Origin of the sequence: Bradyrhizobium sp. Arg237L (assembly GCF_029990105.1) — a bacterium.
In the GTDB taxonomy this organism is placed as follows: Bacteria; Pseudomonadota; Alphaproteobacteria; order Rhizobiales; family Xanthobacteraceae; genus Bradyrhizobium.
Window position 1 is genome coordinate 1 of sequence record NZ_JAQMIL010000071.1, and the last position, 17,643, is coordinate 17,643.

Consider the following 17,643-nt stretch of genomic DNA (forward strand, 5'->3'; position numbering starts at 1 on the left):
CCCCTCATTCGGGTGAGACGCGCGGAGTTAAATCACTGATTTGCCCGACGGCGAAAGCGGAATGTTTTTTGTGTGAGGGCTGGACAGACTTTCGGTGATTTGCCCGTCGGGCAGTTTTTGCATAGCTCGCGCCACAGCACACGCTGTCATTCCGGGGCATCGCGAAGCGATGAGCCCGGAATCCATCGGGCCACATACCAGGCGGAGGAATGGATTCCGGGCTCGCGCTGCGCGCGCCCCGGAATGACGGAGAGAGCGGGCTGCGATCTCACCCCGCCTGCATCGCGCGCGCGGCGGCGGTGTGGCGGCGGATCAGGTCGGCGACATCCAGCCCGGGAATCGCACCGTCGATCACGGCCCAGTTGCCACCGACCATCACGCGGTCGGCGCGGTGCGCGCCGCACAGCACCAGCGCGGCGAGCGGGTCGCCATGGCCGGAGAAGCGCAACTCGTCGAGCTTGAACAAAGCGAGATCGGCGGCCTTGCCGACGGCGATCTCGCCGAGCTCGGGACGGCCGACGCAGGCGGCGGAGCCTTTGGTTGCCCAGCGCAGCGCATCCTTGTGGCTGACGCGGTCGACACCATAGCGCGCCCGCTGCACCAGGAAGGCGGCGCGCACCTCCTGCATCAGATTGGAGCCGTCGTTAGAGGCCGAGCCGTCGACGCCAAGGCCGATGCCGACGCCGGCTTCCTCCATCTCGCAGACCGGGCAGCAGCCCGACGCCAGCACCTGGTTGCTGCAGGCGCAGTGGCTGATGCTGGTCCTCGCCTTGCCGAGCCGCGCCATTTCATCGGCGTTGAAATGGATGCCGTGCGCGAGCCAGGTGCGCCCATTGAGCCAGCCGCATCGCTCGAGATAATCCAGCGGCCGGCAGCGATATATCTCCTCGCAGAACCTGTTCTCGTCCTCGGTCTCGGCGAGATGAGTGTGCAGGCGAACATCGAGCTTGTCGGCAAGCTCGGCGGTCTTTTGCATCAGCGAGGTCGTCACCGAGAACGGCGAGCATGGCGCCAGCGCGATCTGCACCATCGCCTGCTCGCCGCGCTGGTGATGCTTTGCGACCACGCGCGCGCTGTCGGCCAGAATGGTGTCCTCATCCTGCACGACGCTATCGGGCGGCAGGCCGCCGTCGCGCACAGACAGATTCATCGAGCCGCGCGTGAGCAGCACCCGCAAGCCGAGGCGCTTTGCAACGGCCACCTCGATATCGACGGCGTCCTCGAGCCCGGCGGGAAACACATAGTGGTGATCGGTCGTCGTGGTGCAGCCCGACAGCAGCAGTTCCGACATTGCAACGGTGACACCGAGCTGGAGCGATTCCGGCGTCAGCCGCGCCCATACCGGATAAAGCGCCTTGAGCCAGGGGAACAGCTCGCGATCGAGTGCAGCCGGGAGCGCCCGCGTGAGTGTCTGGTAGAAGTGGTGATGGGTGTTGATCAATCCCGGCAGTACAACGTGTTCGGCTGCGTCGAACACCGTTACCGACGTAGCCGTTGGCTCCTTGCCGCGGCCGACCAGTTCGACGATCTTGCCATCCTTCACCACGATGCCGCGTTCGGCGCCTTCGGCCAGAATGGAAAGCGGATCCTTGATCCAGATCGGGTGCGTTTGGTCCATGATTCCACCATCTATAGAGAAGCATCGGTGTTTGGTTCGATGCAAGGACCGTCCCAATTATGGCCAACAATTGGCGTCGGTCTTGCAAGGCTTCTTAAGTGAGCAAGACTCTTAAGCTAGGATGCATCCTGTTGAAAGCGTCGGCGTATCGATGGACCTGAACACGATCACGGAAGTCGCCCATCCGAAATCCCGGGCGCAACTGCCTGTTTGGAAAGCAGGCGATGCTTGGCTGGCGGGCGGCACCTGGCTGTTCTCGGAGCCGCAGGCGCATCTGAGGCGGCTGATCGATCTCTCCGATCTGAAATGGCCGGCGCTGACAATTGGCGACGACAACTTCACCATCGCCGCCACCTGCACGGTGGCCCAGCTTGACGGCTTTGCCTGCCCGCCGGACTGGATCGCCTCGCCGCTGATCAACCAATGCTGCCGCTCGTTCCTCGCCTCCTTCAAGATCTGGAAGACTGCGACCGTCGGCGGCAATATCTGCATGTCGCTGCCGGCGGGGCCGATGATCTCGCTGACGTCGGCACTCGACGGCCTCGCCACGATCTGGCAGACCGATGGCGGCGAGCGCAAGACTCGCATCATCGACTTCATCACCGGCAATCAGCAGAACCTGCTTCGGCCCGGCGACCTCCTGCGGCAGATCGACATTCCGCTCGCGGCGCTGCGGCGGCGTTCGGCGTTTCGCCAGATCTCGCTGACGCCGGTCGGTCGCTCGGCGGCGCTGTTGATCGGAAGCACCGACAGCGAGGGCAGCTTTGCGCTGACCGTGACCGCCTCGACGATACGGCCGATCAGACTCTCCTTTGCCACTATCCCAGAGCAGGAGGAATTGCGCGAGACGATCCTGCGGCGCCTCCCGGACAATCTCTACCACACCGACATCCACGGCAAACCGGTCTGGCGCAAGCACATGACGGTGCGGCTCGCGGAAGAGATCCGCGCTGAACTCAAGGCGCAGCCATGACCTTCGACATCAACGGCAAGACATTCTCGGAAGCGCCGCGGGCCGGACAATGCCTGCGCACCTTCCTGCGCGACCTCGGGCATTTCGGCGTCAAGAAAGGCTGCGACGCCGGCGATTGCGGCGCCTGCACCGTGCTGCTCGATGGCGAACCGGTGCATAGCTGCCTGATCCCGGCGTTCCGCGCCGAAGGGCATGCCGTCACCACTATCGAGGGATTTGCACCTGACGGCGGCACCCATCCGCTGCAGCAGGCCTTCCTTGACGCACAGGGATTCCAGTGCGGGTTCTGCACGGCCGGCATGATCCTGACCTGCGCATCGCTCAACCAGGCGCAGCGGCAAGACCTTGGCGCTTCGCTGAAGGGCAATATCTGTCGCTGCACCGGCTATCGCTCGATCAAGGATGCGCTCGACGGCAAGTGCAACATCGAGGACGACGGCGCCGGGACCGCCTTCGGCCGCAGCCTGCCGGCGCCGGCCGGACCGCTCGTGGTGCGCGGAGCGGCGCGCTACACGTTCGACACCAAGGTGGAAGGTCTGCTGCACGTCAAGCTGCTGCGCTCGCCGCATCCGCACGCGAAGATCGTTTCGATCGACAAGAGCGCGGCGCTCGCGGTGCCCGGTGTGCATGCGGTGCTGACCCATGAGGATGCACCAAAACTTCTGTTCTCGACCGCGCGGCATGAGAAGGACTGGATGGACCCCGAGGATACCCGCGTCCTCGACGACGTCGTCCGCTTTATCGGCCAGAAAGTCGCCGCCGTCGTGGCGGAGACCGAGGCCGCGGCGGAAGAAGGCTGCCGCCGCCTCAAGGTCGACTACGAGCTGCTGCCCGCGGTGTTCGACCCGGCCGAGGCGATCGCGCCGGGGGCGCCGGTCCTTCATGGCGACAAAACGGTCGAACATCGCATCACCAACCCCACGCGCAACCTCGTTGCGGAGACGCATGGCGAATATGGCGACGTCGCGAAAGGACTGGCGGAGGCTGCCGTCACCTATGAGGGGACGTTCACGACCCAGCGCGTCCAGCATGCCGCGCTGGAGACCCATGGCGGGCTCGCCTGGATCGACACTGAGGGCATCCTCAATGTCCGCTCCAGCACGCAAGTGCCGTTCCTGACCCGACGCGGGCTGTCGCAGATCTTCGATCTGCCATCCGATAAGATCAGGGTGTTCTGCGAACGGGTCGGCGGCGGATTCGGCGGCAAGCAGGAGATGTTCGTCGAGGACATTCTTGCGTTGGCCGCGCTCAAGACCGGACGCCCCGTCAAGCTCGAATTCACCCGCGAAGAGCAGTTCATCGCCACCTCGACACGGCATCCGATGCGCGTCAAGGTGAGGGCCGGCGCCGACAAGAACGGCAAGCTGACCGCGCTGCAGCTCGACGTGCTCTCCAACACCGGCGCCTACGGCAACCATGCGGGGCCAGTGCTGTTCCATGCTGTGGCCGAGTCGGTCAGCGTCTACAACTGCCCGAACAAGAAGGTCGACGCCGTCGTCGCCTACACCAACACGCTGCCGGCCGGCGCCTTCCGCGGCTACGGTCTGCCGCAAGGCCTGTTCGCCGTGGAAGCCGCGATCGACGAACTGGCAAGACAGCTCGGCATCAATCCGTTCGACTTCCGCCGCCGCAATGTCGTGAAGCCCGGCGACCCCATGCTCTCGCCGCCGCCTTCGCAATATCACGACGTGCTCTATGGCTCCTACGGACTCGACCAGTGCCTCGACCTGGTCGAGCGCGCGATGGCCGAGGACACGTCGCGGCATGGATTGTCGCCTGAGTGGCTGCTCGGCGCCGGCATGGCGCTGACGATGATCGACACCGTTCCGCCGGCCGGGCATCTCTCCGATTCCAAAATCGCGCTGCGCGAGGATGGCGGTTTCGAGCTGACGGTCGGCACCGCCGAGTTCGGCAACGGCACCAGCACGGTGCATCGCCAGATCGCGGCGAGCGCGCTGGCGACGACGGTCGATCGCATCATCCTGAAGCAATCCGACACCGCGCATGGCGGCCACGATACCGGCGCCTATGGCAGCGCCGGCATCTTCGTTGCCGGGCGCGCGACGCAACATGCAGCGGAAAATCTCGCGGTCGCGATCAAGGCGTTTGCGGCCGAGATGTGCGAAGTGGATGCCGACTTATGCCTGCTGGACAATGAAAACGTCGTCTGCGGCAAGCGGCGCCTGTCCTTTGCCGACCTTGCGAAAGCCGCGAAAGAGCGTGACAGCACTCTGGAGGCCAGCGGCAGCGCGCATGGTACCCCGCGCTCGGTCGCGTTCAACGTGCAGGGTTTTCGCGTCGCCGTAAACAGGGGCACCGGCGAAGTCAGGATCTTGAAGAGCGTGCAGGCGGCCGACGCCGGCCGCGTCGCCAACCCCATGCAATGCCGCGCGCAGGTCGAAGGCGGCGTCGCACAAGCGCTCGGTGCCGCACTCTACGAGGAGCTCGTGATCGACGATGGCGGACGGGTGATCAATCCGAGGTTCCGCGACTATCACCTGCCCTCTTATGCCGACGTGCCGCGGACGGACGTCTTCTTTGCTGAGACATCAGATGCGGTCGGGCCGATGGGCGCGAAGTCGATGAGCGAGAGTCCATACAACCCCGTCGCCGCCGCACTCGGCAATGCAATCGCTAACGCCACCGGCATCCGCTTCACCAGCGTGCCGTTCAAGCCCGACCGCCTGTTCCCGGCGCTGCATGAGAAGTATGGGTAGTCGCGAATGTCGCACCGTTGCTCTCCGCCGTCATTGCGAGGAGCGAAGCGACGAAGCAATCCATATCTCCGCGAGTGGAGAGATGGATTGCTTCGCTTCGCTCGCAATGACGGAGTGTGTAGGGTGGTGCCCACCTTCACGAGCGGAATGCGTGATAGTGGGCACGCTTCCGCCGTCGCCCGTGGACAGGTCACAGCGAGTGGGTCGCTTTGCCCACCCTACGCCCCCGTCTGTCATTCCGGGGCGCGCGGAGCGCGAACCCGGAATCTCGAGGTTCTCCGATGTGCAATCGCACATCGTAGTTCGATGCTTCGCATCGCCCCGGAACGACATCGTCAGCCCCGCCCCACCGTGCACTCGATCTGGCCGTGCGGCTCGTCAGTCGGCAGGAACACCTGGTTGTTGTTGTCGAGCCCGAAGGCGGAGAGATTCATCGGGATGAAATGCATGTTCGGGCAGGCCATGCTGATCTCGGACATCTCGGGCACCGCCGCGAGCGCCGCCTCGCCCATGCGGTAGAGGCTGTCCTGCACGCTCCAGCTATAGGTGGTCGAGAACACCTCGAGCAGCACATCGAGGATCTTCGCATTCGTCGCCGGATAGCTCGCTGGCTTGCCCGACCATTTCCACGACGCCACCATGCTGGTCGCGCAGATGCGGTCATGCGTCTCAGAAAGCGTGGTGTAGCGGTCCTTGAGGTAATTCTCCCAGCCGGATTGAGTCGACTTCATGAAGGCGAAGCCGTCGATACCCGAGGCGAGCGTCATCGGTCCGCCACGCGTCGCCGTAAGTTCGACGGTCGGCTTGCCGTTGCCGTCGAGCACGAAGCTGTGCGGATGCGGCTTGCCGCCGAAGCTCAGCCTGTTCCACTTGGTCTCGTGCGAGGTGATTGATACCGATGACACCTGCGGATAGGTGTCGAAATATTTCTGCGCCAATACCTGGCAGAATTCTTCCGGGGAGAGCCCGGTATTCTCGCGGGCGACGACGTTGACGACGTTCTTGATGGTGTCGGTCGACACCGTGTTGGAATTGTCCGCATCGGTATAGGTGCGGGCGAAATCGCCTTCGAGCATCGCCTTGATGTTGAGCTGGCTGACCTCGTGCCTGTCACCATCACGATGAATGCGCATCACCCGGACGCGACCCTTGCCGTAGCGGTTCTTGATCAGCGGCACGTGAAAGCCTCCCGTTGAGCCGGTAAATTCAAACGGGCATTGCGCCCGATCTACACATAATGAGCAACGTTTATGCCACCGGGCAAGCTTCGGGCACGGCAACGTGAGTTGGTGTGACCTGCCACCGCTGCCACAATCTTCGCCATCCTTGCCGCGGCCTTCATCAGCGGCATCGGGTATACGTCGTCCCGCACATACGGGCCTCATCCTGAGGAGACCGCGTAGCGGTCGTCTCGAAGGATGGCCGCGGGCGAGATACGGGCCTCATGGTTCGAGACGCGCCTGACGGCGCTCCTCACCATGAGGGACCGGCAGTCGTAGGGTGGGCAAAGCGCAGCGTGCCCACCTTTCTTGCACCGCCCGTGGATGGTGGGCACGCGGAGCCTGTCATCGGGCGCGCGTTCGCGCGACCCGTTGGCTTTGCCCACCCTACAACTTAACTGCCGCGATACGTGGCATAGCTCCAGGGCGTGACCAGGAGCGGCACGTGGAGATGGCCTTCGGGCTCGCTCACCGCAAAACGCAGGGGGATGCGGTCGAGGAAGGGCGGATCGGAGAGCGGCACCTGGCGGCTCGCAAAATACTCGCCGACGCTGAACAGCAGCTCGTACTTTCCTGATGGCACCGGGCGGCCGCCGATCAATGGCTGATCCGTACGGCCGTCGGCGTTGGTCACGGCGCGCGTCACGACGCGGCTTAAGCCGAGATCGGACAATTCGATCAATTCGACAGCGATGCCGGCGGCCGGCTTGCCACTATGCGTGTCCAGCACATGCGTCGAGAGACGGCCGTGCACGGGAAGTCTGTCCTCCGCCGTCACGAGCTGATCGAGCCGCAGCGCGGCGATGCGGCAGATCTCCTCGACCGATCGCTGTATCTCGGCCGGCACATCGTTCGGCAATCGCCGCTCGAAGTCGCGCAGGATCGAATCCCTGGTGTGGCGGCGCACGCAAACGATATAGGGGAAGCCGAATTTCGAGCGATAGGCGTTGTTGACGCGCTCGAACGCATCATATTCGGCATCCGACAATCGGTCGAGGCCGGCGCTGTTCTGTTCGGCATCGGATTCCGCGGTGAGGCCCGCGGCGCGCTGGGTCTTGTCGGCGAGATCGGGATGCAACTTGATGAGCGCGAGCCGCAGTTCAGCCGGTGCGCGTTCGACCGCGGCCTTCATCGCCGCGAACAGCGCGTTGACGCCGGCGAACGGCCGCAGCAACGCCACCTGCTCGGCGATCCACGGGGAATGCTCGAAGATGTTGCCAAGCGCCGTGACGAATTCGTCGCGGCCAAGACTGTTGAGATCGGCTGTTGTGATCGACATCCTATCCGATGCTGAAGGCCTGTTCGGCGAGCTGCTTGTGGTTGGCGTGCCAATGCTCGGCGATCTGCAGCCGCGTCGGCACCCAGACGCGGTCGTGCTTCGTGACGTAGTCGAGGAAGCGCATCAGCGCCGCGGCGCGGCCGGGACGACCGACCAGGCGGCAATGCAGGCCGACCGACATCATCTTCGGCGAGGTCTCGCCCTCGGCATAGAGCACATCAAAACTGTCCTTCAGATAGCTGAAGAACTGATCGCCGCCGCCAAAGCCCTGCGGGTTGACGAAGCGCATGTCGTTGGCATCGAGCGTGTACGGGATCACCAGATGCGGCTCAACGCCCGCCGCCTTGATCCAGTACGGGAGATCGTCGGCATAGGCATCGCAGAGATACGAGAGGCCGCTCGCCTCCATCAACAGCCTGAGCGTATTGATCGAGGATCGCCCGGTGTACCAGCCGAGCGGCCGCGCGCCGGTCGCCTCGGTGTGCACGCGGATCGCTTCCGCGATCTCGGCGCGCTCCTCGTTCTCCGACATGTGCTTGTGTTCGACCCACTTGAGGCTGTGGCTTGCGATGTCCCAGCCCGCTTCTTTCATCGCGGCGACTATCTCAGGGTTGCGCTTCAGCGCCGTCGCGACGCCGAACACGGTGGTCGGCAATCTCCGCTCGCCGAACATCCGCCACAGCCGCCAGAAGCCGGCGCGCGAGCCGTATTCGAACATCGATTCGATATTGGCATGGCGCTCGCCCGGCCACGGCTGTGCGCCGAGCACATCAGACAGGAACGCCTCCGAGGCACTGTCGCCATGCAGGATGTTGTTCTCGCCGCCCTCCTCGAAATTCACCACGAACTGCACGGCGATGCGGGCATTGCCCGGCCATTTCGGATCGGGCGGGTTGCGGCCATAGCCGCGGAGATCGCGCGGATATGCTGCGTCAGCCACTACACTTCCTCGAAACGAATCTTCTGCGCGCCCTTCCAGAGCACGGTCTTGCCGAAGGTGACGAGGTTCTCGAGCCCCGACGTCAGCGTGATGAAGTGGTTGCCGGCAAGCTGGCCCATCTTGCTTGCGAAATGCACGCCGCCATAGGCGAGCAGGATTTCGGTCTCGCTGATGCCGCCGGGATAGAGGATGATCTGGCCGGGCGCCGGATAGCTGGTGTGGTTCTCGTAGGAGACGCCGAAGTCGAGATCGCCGAGCGGCATCCAGACCCCCTCGCCGCTCCAGCGGACATGGATCGCCTGGCTCTCGAACGGCATCGCCTTGCGAAACGCTGCAACCGTCTTCGGCGCCAGCGCCTCCTCAAAGCGCGCGTCGAATTTGAAGTCGCCGGCATGGACAATCAGTTTGCTCATTGATCTCTTCTCTTGGATCTCTGCTGTTGTGTAGCTGGGAACCGCCTCTCGCTACCGCATTGCAGCGCGGCATCGGAAGCAAGGACCATTCCAGAGGCAGCGTTGGCCTAGTTTCTCCGATCGTACGACCAGCCGAACAGGCCGCTGCGCTGCGTCTCAGGCTCGGGCGGCGGCGCCTCCTTGGCCTCGGCCTGCGGCGGCGGTGCAGGCGGCGCCGGCAGGTTCTCGCATTTCAAGGAGTAGACCAGTTCGCCTTTCGCAGTGCGGCCGATCGGAGCGCAATCGTCCGCCCGCGCGACCGCGCCTTTTGTCGCACCTTTGGTCTCCTTTGGCACCAGTTGGGTCTGCGCCACGGCCAGCGAGGAGACTGGCGCGGCGACCAACAGCAACACTGGTAAAAACTTCTTCATCGGCCTCACTCGTTGGGAATCCTTTGCCTTATTGAACCGGACCGGCACCGGTCACTCCATGATAGCGCGAACCGCCTGTAATACCTGCTGAATATTTAGCCGTGACCAAGAAATTTGCTCGCCGCTTCGTGATGGGCACAACCGTACTAACCGTCAGCGCACATCGCTATCTCCCTCTTTAGCGCTGAGGTGCGAGCCGCACAGGCCTCGCAGACGAAGCGTAATAAAGCCGGGAGAACCACATGAAGACATTCCTCACCATCCTTGGGTCAGTTTTGATTATTGCGTCATCCGTCCAGTTCGCTGCGGCAGCGCAGCAGCGGCATCACTACAAGAAGTCGGACCGAGTGGTGGTGCGCCAGCAGCCGCCGCCCTTCAATTCCTATGCAGCCTGGCCTGCTCCGTCCCCTGAGATGTACGACTACCCGCCGAGCGTCTTCACTGGTGGCTGGTCGGCACCCGCCGGCCGCTGAGCCGATCGAGGCTGAACGCAACAAAGGCCGGCCGCGGACATCGCGGTCGGCCTTTTCGTGTAACATGACCTCGCAACCTTCAGACGGGAGAGAATGATGACGACAGCGACATTGCGCGGCCATGTGGCGCTCGTGACCGGAGGTTCGCGCGGCATCGGCGCGGCGATCGTGCGCGCGCTGGCGGAGCAAGGCGCGGCTGTGGCGATCAATTATCGCGAGCGTGCGGGCGATGCGGATGCGCTGGCGAAGGAGATCTCGACCGCGGGCGGAAAGGCGATTGCGATCGGCGCGGACGTTTCGCAAGGCGCGGCGGTCGCGCAGCTCGTGCAGCGCGCTACCGCCGAACTCGGCCCGATCGACATCCTCGTCAACAATGCCGGCATCGCAATCGTCAGCGGCGTCGACGATCTCACCGAGGCCGATTTCGATTCCACCATCGCGGTGAACATGAAATCGGTGTTCCTGTGCACGCAGGCGGTGCTGCCGGGAATGCGCGCGAAGCAATGGGGCCGCATCGTCAACATCTCCTCGGGCGCAGCAAGAGGCGCCGGCGCGATCGGGCCGCACTACAATGCGTCGAAAGCCGGCGTCGAGGGATTGACGCGGGGCTATGCGGCACGCCTCGTCAAGGAAGGCATCACCGTCAACGCGGTCGCGCCTTCGCTGATCGAGACCGACATGATGAAGGGCCAGCCTAACCTGGTCGGCCGGATTCCGCTCGGTCGCTTCGGCACGACAGACGAAGTCGCGCAGGCCGTCATGCTGCTGATCGGCAACGCCTACATGACAGGCCAGACGGTCGCGATGAGCGGCGGCATGGCGTTCAACTAGCGCGCCGCGATCTGTAGGGTGGGCAAAGCGAAGCGTGCCCACCATCCCGAGCGGAGTGCTAGATGGTGGGCACGTCGCTGCGCTCCTTTGCCCACCCTACGAGGCTGCAGCGCTGCGAATTCGGTAGCTCAGCGATCGGCTCGCGCCGGGCGCGATCTGCATCAGGCCGGGCTTGCCTGTGAACTCGCCGTCAAAATCCACCGGGCTGGCAAAGCCGTGCCACGGCTCGATGCACAGGAACGGCGCGCCGCCGGGCTTTGACCAGATGCCGAGTTCGCGAAAGCCGTCCCACGAAATTTCGATCGACGGCCCGCGATCGGCGGCATAGCGCACCGAAGTGCTGGCGAGATGATCGAGGATCACAGCGTCATCGTCGAACAGCCGCTCCGACAATGCGAGTACCTTCCCTTTGACAGGAGATGGCTGCGCGTCCGGCCGCATCAGGCCGCCATCGAGCCGGCGGACCGGCGCGGGCTCATCATTCGAGAAGGTCAGCGTGTAGGCTTCTTTCGCAAGGCCCGGAAGCAGCGGCCAGTTGAAGGCGGGGTGTCCTCCGAGCGAGGCCGGCAGCGTCTCATTGCCGGGGGTGGCGATCTCGAACGTCACCTCCAGATCGGCGCCCCGTGCTTCATAGGTCACCTCCAGGCGGAAGGCGAAGGGATAGCGGGCGCGAGTCGCGTCGTTGTCCGCCAGCGCCAGCTTGCAGGACGCGGCCTCACGCGAGACCCATTCAAACCGCTGATCGCGCGCGAAGCCGTGTTGCGTCATCGGGTAGGTCTTTCCCTTGTGGCGCAGCTCATCGTTCTTCAGCCGACCGACGATCGGAAACAACAGCGGCGCATGCCGCGGCCATTCCGGCCCGGCCTGCCACAACAGCTCGAGCCCGTCTGCATTCTTCAGCGAACAGAGTTCGGCGCCGGCGGCCTTGATCGTCGCGGTGATACCGTCGCTGCGGATGATGTGGGTGTCTGTGCTCACGTCTGACCTCGCGGGGATAGCGCGCCAATCTCTGTATATTTTTTAAGCTGATGATGTCGAGACTTTCATCTTGCCGCGGCAATCGCGGTCATGTGAGCCTCCCGACCACCGAACTTGGAAAGCCGCTGTTCCCGGCGAATTGCGGCTGTTCCGATGCGAGAAAGACGGGTCATGTTCAAACGGCTGTTGTTTGCCTTCCTCCTTACCACCGCAAGCGTCGGCACCGCGATGGCGCAGGAATCGCCAAGGATGGGAGGCGTGATCAACACCGTGATCCAGCCGGAACCGCCCGGCCTGATGCTAGCGATGATCCAGAACGGCCCGACCCAGATGGTATCAGGCAATATCTTCGAGGGATTGTTGCGCTACAGCCCGAAACTGGAGCCGCTGCCCGGCCTCGCGGAAAGCTGGACAGTCAGCCCGGATGCCAAGGTCTACACCTTCAAGCTCAAGCCTGATGTGACCTGGCATGACGGCAAGCCGTTCACCTCGGCCGACGTGCTGTTCTCGATCGACATGCTGAAACAGACCCATGCGCGCGCCCGCAACAATTTGTTGCAGGTCGAAAAGGTCGAGGCGCCCGACGACCTCACCGTGGTGTTCACGCTCAAGGAACCGTTCGGTCCGTTCCTCGGCATTTTCGAGGTCGGCTCGATGCCGATGATCCCGAAGCATCTCTATGCGGGCACCGACTTCAAGACCAACCCCTATAACAATGCGCCTATTGGCACCGGTCCCTTCATGTTCAAGGAGTGGAAGAAGGGCTCCTACATCCGTCTGGTGAAGAACCCGAACTATCACGAGAAGGGCAAGCCTTATCTCGATGAGATCTATTGGCAAATCATTCCCGACGCCGCGGCGCGTTCGGTCGCCTACGAGACCGGAAAGATCGACGTGCTGCCCGGCGGCTCCGTGGAAAATTTCGACGTGCCGCGCCTGTCGAAGCTCAAGGACACCTGCGTGACCGGCGCCGGCTGGGAGTTCTTCAGCCCGCTGGCGTGGCTGTGGCTCAACAACCGCCAGGGCCCGACCGCGAACAAGAAGGTGCGTCAGGCGATCATGTACGCGATCGACCGCAACTTCGCCAAGGACGTGATCTGGAACGGGCTCGGCAAGGTCGCGACCGGCCCGTCGTCCTCGGCCGTCAAGTTCTATACCGACGACGTGCCGAAATATGACTTCAACCCGGCCAAGGGCAAGGCGCTGTTGAAGGAGGCCGGCTACAATGGCGAGAAGGTGCGCCTGCTGCCGCTCGCCTATGGCGAGACCTGGCAACGCTGGGGCGAAGCCGTGAAGCAGAACCTGGTCGACGTCGGCATGAACATCGAGATGATCGCGACCGACGTACCCGGCGGCAACCAGAAGATCAGCGATTGGGACTACGACATCGCCTTCACCTATCTCTATCAGTACGGCGATCCGGCGCTCGGCGTCGGCCGCAACTACGTCTCCAGCGCCATCGCCAAGGGCCAGATGTTCAACAATGTCGAGGGATATTCCAACCCCGAGATCGACAAGCTGTTCGCTGAAGGCGCGATCGCAACGCCCGACTCCAAGCGCAAGGAGATTTACGAGAAGGCGCAGAAGATCCTGGTCGAGGACGTGCCGGTTGCCTGGATGCTGGAATTGCAGTTTCCGACCATCACGCGCTGCAAGGTGAAAAACCTGATCACCACCGCGATCGGCGTCAATGACGGCTTTCGCGACGCCTGGATCGAGAAGTGAGCGTGAGCGTTAGAGCATGAACCGGAAACACGGAGACCGGCTTTCCCTTGTGCCGAAATACTGGCGTCCGGTCGTGATAGATCGAACGCCAGCGGCCCCTCACTCCAAATAACCGCCTCTCTCGCTCGGTCTATAAACAGCGCTCGACGCGCACGGCGACCGCCACGCCCTCAACAACCTGCCTCACCCCAAGATGCTGTCATCCCAACCTGAGGTGAGGGCAAGACGAAGATGGACGACGAGAGATCAGACGCTATTGATTCACGATGTTCCCGGTTGCGTTGAAGTCCTTCTTCTTGTCGTACCCGGAGTCGCGTAGATTTCGGAAATACATGTCGCGGTCTTGGCTGCTCATACCGCCCTGCCAGCCGACCGGACGCGGACCCGCAAATGCGTTCGAGTACATCGGACGGGCACCGTAAGCGCCTGAATAGTAGGGGCCACCGCCATAGTAGCCTGTCCCTGTGTAGTAAGGGCCGCCTCCCCATCCCCAGGCGGGTGAGGTGGCACCGACCGCCGCAGCCGTTCCGACTGCCGCAGCCGTTCCGACCGCCGCGGCGCCTGCCATACCGGCACCGTATGCGGCCCGCCGTGTTTGCCGACGCGCAACACCCGCAGCGCTCACGGGCGTCAACGGGCGACCGACCCGTGCCTGGGCGCTCTCGACCGACAGCGTCACGCCGCGCTGTTCAGACCAGTTGAATGAAAGCAGCGCCGCACAGGCGAAGGTCGAGATCGCAATGGCAACTTTTGTCACAGTGGTCTGCGTCATATTGCTTCCTCCATTTTTTCTGCCCCATTTTTGCGACGTCTTTTGGTGTTGGCACGCATTGCGCGGGTCAGAGAGATTGCCCGCACAGAGTTGAAGCAATGAAGGTTCAACCGGAAAAGGTTGTACTCGACGGGATGAACCGGCACATCGGCGTAAATCTCTGCATGTTGGTACGGCAACAGCAGACGACTTGCAGGACCGCCATCATATACTCCTGCGCTTCAGAAATCCGGCGAAAAAATTGACAGTGAGACTGTCATACTTCGAGCCTCGTTGAAGGTTGAGTGTAGTTGTTCGGATGCGCCAGTAACATCTGCTCCGGCTTCCGGATCACCTCCGTCCGCGGCTGGTAAGCGGGCGCAATATCCTACACCGCTTCGAAGAAGGCATAATTCTGCCAGCTGCGCATGCGCAAAAGAATCTTCCGCAACAACAATAGCTCAACGCAGCGCGCCGATTTTGTCGGCGTGCAAAACCGCAACGCTCATTGGAGTCAAGGGACGACCGACTCGCGCCTGGGCACTCTCGATCGACAGCGAGACGCCGCGTTGCTCAGACCAGCCGAAGCAGAGCAGCACCGCGCACGCGAAGGTCGAGGTTGCTCGCACGAATGTGATTAGATGCGAGGCTGGCTAACGCACCGCGCGACAGTCTTCGCAGGTGCTACGCATTGCTGCTTGATCTGGCGCAATGCCTATTTGACAGCCTGCCTCCAGAAACCGTTTGATCGAGGCGGGGAACCGTCGGGCGAAGTCTGTAGATCCGAATCCGGGACGTGAGCCACATATGAAGCGATCGAAAAGGTCCGCGAAGGCGCGTATATCCCGCCCCAAGCGGGCCCGCGCGCAGTTGAGCGGCGAAATGCCCTGCGCGACCGTGTTTCGTCTGGTGGGTTCCGCCTGCCTCCAAGATGTCAAGGCTCACCATCGCGGCGCCCGCAATGGCGATACCGTTGCAGTGCATCAGACGCGCGTGGCGCTGACCCGTTTTCGCGCGGCGATCGCTTTCTTCGGACCCATGGTGGAGGATCCCGAATGGACGCGCCTGAAGTCCGAGCTGAAATGGCTCAACGGATATCTTGGCGCCACGCGCGACCTTGATGTCGCGATCGGGAACGCTCCGCGCGAACGGCTGTTCAGGACAGCCCGGGCCGAGAGCCAGCGCCAGTTGAGACGGGCGCTGACGTCGGACCGCTATCGCCGGTGGTTCAAGGATATCGTCGATTGGGTCAACCATGGTCCCTGGTCTCATATGAGCGACCACCGCCTGGTGCGGCTCCGGGCATCGCCGGCCTGCGAGTACCACGCGCGCCGGCTCGCCGGCTGGCATGAAAAGCTCGTCAAGAGGAGCCGCGGCCTGCAAGGAATGGGCGGGCGCAAGCAGCACCGGGTCCGCCTGGCCAGCAAACGGCTGCGCTACGCGATCGAGTTCTCCGAAGACGTGCTGCCGAAGGACGATTTTGCGCGGTGGCGCGCGATCGTGAAGCAGCTACGCAAGGCACAGCAGATTCTCGGCGAACTGCACGACGCCGAGGCTGCGCGGGCGCTCGCGGCAGAGCTGCAACAACGCATCAAGACGAGCCGCGCGGGCCGCCAGCGGAAACCGCTCGAGCTGCTGGACAAGAAGGAAAAAGAGCGGCTGCTCCGGCGCGCTGCGGTCGCATACCGCAGGATTGCAGCCTAGGGCAGTTTCGGTTCTGATTGGATCAGAACCGAAACTCCAGATTCTTATTTTGACGCGTTTTCTTCACGCGAACCGGTGTCCACTTCGCTCGAAAACGCTCTAGCTATTGCGGTCAACCCCGTATTTGTCCGGGCAGGTTTGTTGATCGAGCGCATTTTCTTGCACCGCACGATTCGGCTAGTTTCCATTCAAGAAACTCGCATTTCTCCTGGTTGACAGCATGCCCGACGGTTCTTCGACGGCCCATCTCTATCGCCCGAAACTCATGACCACCCTGGGCGAAGGCTACAGTCCCGACAAGCTCCGCCAGGATGCCGTTGCCGGTCTCACCGTGGCCGTGGTTGCGCTGCCGCTCTCGATGGCGATCGCGGTGGCCTCCGGCGTGACGCCGGAACGGGGGCTTTTCACCGCCATCGTCGGCGGTTTCCTGGTCTCGGCGCTCGGCGGAAGCCGGTTTCAAATCGGCGGACCGGCAGGCGCCTTCATCGTGCTGGTGGCGGCGACCGTCGCCCAGCTCGGCGTGAACGGCCTGCTGCTGACCGTGCTGGTGTCCGGCGTCATGCTGACCCTTGTCGGCGCGACGGGTCTCGGCTCGCTGATCCGTTACATGCCGCATCCCGTGACCGTCGGCTTTACCTGCGGAATCGCCGCGACCATCTTTGCGAGCCAGATCACGGACCTGTTCGGCCTGACGCTTGCCGGTCCCGAGCCGGGGCCCCTGCTCGCCAAGCTGATCGTGCTTGGCCGTGCGCTTCCGACCCTGAACTGGGCCGCACTCGGCATTGGCGCAGGCACGGCCGCGATAATCTTCGTGCTCCGGCAGTGGCGGCCGACCTGGCCGGGAATGCTGATCGCCATTGCGATCGCCTCGGTCTTGGCGCTGGTGCTGCAACTGCCGGTCGAGACCATCGGCACCCGTTTCGGTGAAATCCCCCACAGCCTGCCGGCGCCGCAGGTGCCGGAGTTCTCATACGACCTCCTGCTGAAGGTCTTGCCTGCGGCGCTCTCGTTCACGCTGCTCGGCGGCGTCGAGAGCCTGCTGTCGGCAAAGGTCGCCGACAGCATGACCGGCCGCAAGCACCGTTCCAACATGGAGCTGGTCGCACAGGGCATTGCCAACATCGCCTCCGCCTTGTTCGGCGGCATCAGCGTCACCGGCACCATCGCGCGCACGGCGACCAATATCCGCGCCGGCGGCCGCAGCCCGCTCTCCGGCATGCTGCATTCCGTCTATCTCCTGCTGTTCATGCTCGTTGCCGCCCCCTTGGCGCGCTACATCCCGCTCGCGGCTCTCGCCGGTGTCCTGGTCGTGGTCTGCTGGTACATGGCGGAGAAGGAGGAGTTCGTCCGGCTGGTGAAGGACTGGCGGAGCGGCGTGGTGCTGGTGCCGACCTTCGCACTGACGATCTTCAAGGATCTCACCTTCGGCATCGTCACAGGATGCATCCTCGCGGTGCTGTTCGCCAAGCTCGGCAATCCGCAGAAGCCGGAGGACGCCTAGGGCTGCGATTTTTGATTGGCCGTCATTGCGAGCGAAGCGAAGCAATCCATCTCTCCGCTGGCTGCGGCATGGATTGCTTCGTCGCTTCGCTCCTCGCAATGACGGCCAAT

Annotated in this window: 14 protein-coding genes and 1 pseudogene; 7 read left to right on the top strand and 8 right to left on the bottom strand. The window is 63.3% G+C overall.

Translation table 11 applies throughout. The annotated features are described in order from the left end of the window. Window positions 1-268: 268 nt before the first annotated feature. A complete protein-coding gene (locus OZ411_RS33060; protein ID WP_282531296.1) occupies window positions 269-1,618 on the bottom strand; it encodes an 8-oxoguanine deaminase in 1,350 nt (449 codons plus the stop codon). A gap of 151 nt (window positions 1,619-1,769) precedes the next feature. Between OZ411_RS33060 and OZ411_RS33065 the strand changes: the two genes are divergently transcribed. Next, window positions 1,770-2,591 (top strand): FAD binding domain-containing protein, encoded by an 822-nt coding sequence (locus OZ411_RS33065; RefSeq protein WP_130581318.1) that lies wholly within the window; start codon window positions 1,770-1,772, stop codon window positions 2,589-2,591. After that, window positions 2,588-5,308: a molybdopterin-dependent oxidoreductase gene (locus OZ411_RS33070; RefSeq protein WP_282531297.1), complete on the top strand. Its 2,721-nt coding sequence runs from the start codon at window positions 2,588-2,590 to the stop codon at window positions 5,306-5,308. The genes OZ411_RS33065 and OZ411_RS33070 overlap by 4 nt, the downstream gene beginning before the upstream one ends. A gap of 335 nt (window positions 5,309-5,643) precedes the next feature. On the opposite strand, the gene pucL is transcribed toward OZ411_RS33070, so the two are convergent. The 5 genes from pucL to OZ411_RS33095 all read right to left on the bottom strand — a co-directional run bounded on the left by pucL (window position 5,644) and on the right by OZ411_RS33095 (window position 9,570). Further along, entirely contained in the window at window positions 5,644-6,486 is an 843-nt protein-coding gene (gene pucL, locus OZ411_RS33075; RefSeq protein WP_282531298.1) for a factor-independent urate hydroxylase, read from the bottom strand. A 436-nt stretch (window positions 6,487-6,922) separates the two neighbouring features. Then, window positions 6,923-7,807, bottom strand: coding sequence for a 2-oxo-4-hydroxy-4-carboxy-5-ureidoimidazoline decarboxylase (gene uraD / locus OZ411_RS33080; RefSeq protein WP_282531299.1), 885 nt, complete (start codon window positions 7,805-7,807; stop codon window positions 6,923-6,925). Window position 7,808: 1 nt separating this feature from the next. Beyond that, window positions 7,809-8,747: an allantoinase PuuE gene (gene puuE / locus OZ411_RS33085; protein WP_282531300.1), complete on the bottom strand. Its 939-nt coding sequence runs from the start codon at window positions 8,745-8,747 to the stop codon at window positions 7,809-7,811. After that, complete coding sequence (locus OZ411_RS33090) at window positions 8,747-9,160, bottom strand: DUF3830 family protein (RefSeq protein WP_027579045.1); 414 nt, start codon at window positions 9,158-9,160, stop codon at window positions 8,747-8,749. Before OZ411_RS33090 ends, puuE begins: the two co-directional genes overlap by 1 nt. 107 nt (window positions 9,161-9,267) lie before the next feature. Beyond that, complete coding sequence (locus tag OZ411_RS33095) at window positions 9,268-9,570, bottom strand: hypothetical protein (RefSeq protein WP_130230108.1); 303 nt, start codon at window positions 9,568-9,570, stop codon at window positions 9,268-9,270. Between the two features lie 242 nt (window positions 9,571-9,812). On the opposite strand from OZ411_RS33095, the gene OZ411_RS33100 reads away from it, so the two are divergent. Together OZ411_RS33100 and OZ411_RS33105 are read left to right on the top strand one after the other, a co-directional pair. Next, the gene (locus OZ411_RS33100; RefSeq protein ID WP_282531301.1) at window positions 9,813-10,043 is read left to right on the top strand and encodes a hypothetical protein; all 231 of its coding nucleotides are present in this window, start codon (window positions 9,813-9,815) and stop codon (window positions 10,041-10,043) included. Between the two features lie 96 nt (window positions 10,044-10,139). Beyond that, window positions 10,140-10,874, top strand: a complete 735-nt coding sequence (locus tag OZ411_RS33105; protein ID WP_282531302.1) for a 3-oxoacyl-ACP reductase family protein — start codon at window positions 10,140-10,142, stop codon at window positions 10,872-10,874. A gap of 96 nt (window positions 10,875-10,970) precedes the next feature. Here the strand turns inward: OZ411_RS33105 and OZ411_RS33110 are convergent, their stop codons facing one another. After that, window positions 10,971-11,852, bottom strand: a complete 882-nt coding sequence (locus OZ411_RS33110; RefSeq protein WP_282531303.1) for an aldose 1-epimerase family protein — start codon at window positions 11,850-11,852, stop codon at window positions 10,971-10,973. Window positions 11,853-12,023: 171 nt separating this feature from the next. On the opposite strand from OZ411_RS33110, the gene OZ411_RS33115 reads away from it, so the two are divergent. Then, a complete protein-coding gene (locus OZ411_RS33115; RefSeq protein WP_282531304.1) occupies window positions 12,024-13,577 on the top strand; it encodes an ABC transporter substrate-binding protein in 1,554 nt (517 codons plus the stop codon). A gap of 253 nt (window positions 13,578-13,830) precedes the next feature. Here OZ411_RS33115 and OZ411_RS43435 read toward each other — a convergent pair whose 3' ends face one another. Next, entirely contained in the window at window positions 13,831-14,349 is a 519-nt protein-coding gene (locus tag OZ411_RS43435) for a hypothetical protein (RefSeq protein WP_349017058.1), read from the bottom strand. Window positions 14,350-15,198: 849 nt separating this feature from the next. Here OZ411_RS43435 and OZ411_RS33125 point away from each other — a divergent pair. Both OZ411_RS33125 and OZ411_RS33130 read left to right on the top strand, forming a co-directional pair. Further along, on the top strand, window positions 15,199-16,032 hold the full coding sequence (locus OZ411_RS33125) for a CHAD domain-containing protein (protein WP_282531305.1): 834 nt from the start codon (window positions 15,199-15,201) through the stop codon (window positions 16,030-16,032). A gap of 220 nt (window positions 16,033-16,252) precedes the next feature. Continuing rightward, window positions 16,253-17,494: pseudogene (locus OZ411_RS33130) on the top strand (SulP family inorganic anion transporter); the annotation flags it as partial. Window positions 17,495-17,643: the final 149 nt, after the last annotated feature.

Excerpts from the sequence above, each read along its gene's own strand:
- OZ411_RS33070 (WP_282531297.1), top strand. The coding sequence starts at position 2,588 with ATGACCTTCGACATCAACGGCAAGACATTCTCGGAAGCGCCGCGGGCC.
- OZ411_RS33060 (WP_282531296.1), bottom strand. The coding sequence starts at position 1,618 with ATGGACCAAACGCACCCGATCTGGATCAAGGATCCGCTTTCCATTCTG.
- OZ411_RS33065 (WP_130581318.1), top strand. The coding sequence starts at position 1,770 with ATGGACCTGAACACGATCACGGAAGTCGCCCATCCGAAATCCCGGGCG.
- OZ411_RS33105 (WP_282531302.1), top strand. The coding sequence starts at position 10,140 with ATGACGACAGCGACATTGCGCGGCCATGTGGCGCTCGTGACCGGAGGT.
- OZ411_RS33115 (WP_282531304.1), top strand. The coding sequence starts at position 12,024 with ATGTTCAAACGGCTGTTGTTTGCCTTCCTCCTTACCACCGCAAGCGTC.
- OZ411_RS33090 (WP_027579045.1), bottom strand. The coding sequence starts at position 9,160 with ATGAGCAAACTGATTGTCCATGCCGGCGACTTCAAATTCGACGCGCGC.
- OZ411_RS33095 (WP_130230108.1), bottom strand. The coding sequence starts at position 9,570 with ATGAAGAAGTTTTTACCAGTGTTGCTGTTGGTCGCCGCGCCAGTCTCC.
- OZ411_RS33100 (WP_282531301.1), top strand. The coding sequence starts at position 9,813 with ATGAAGACATTCCTCACCATCCTTGGGTCAGTTTTGATTATTGCGTCA.
- OZ411_RS43435 (WP_349017058.1), bottom strand. The coding sequence starts at position 14,349 with ATGACGCAGACCACTGTGACAAAAGTTGCCATTGCGATCTCGACCTTC.
- uraD (WP_282531299.1), bottom strand. The coding sequence starts at position 7,807 with ATGTCGATCACAACAGCCGATCTCAACAGTCTTGGCCGCGACGAATTC.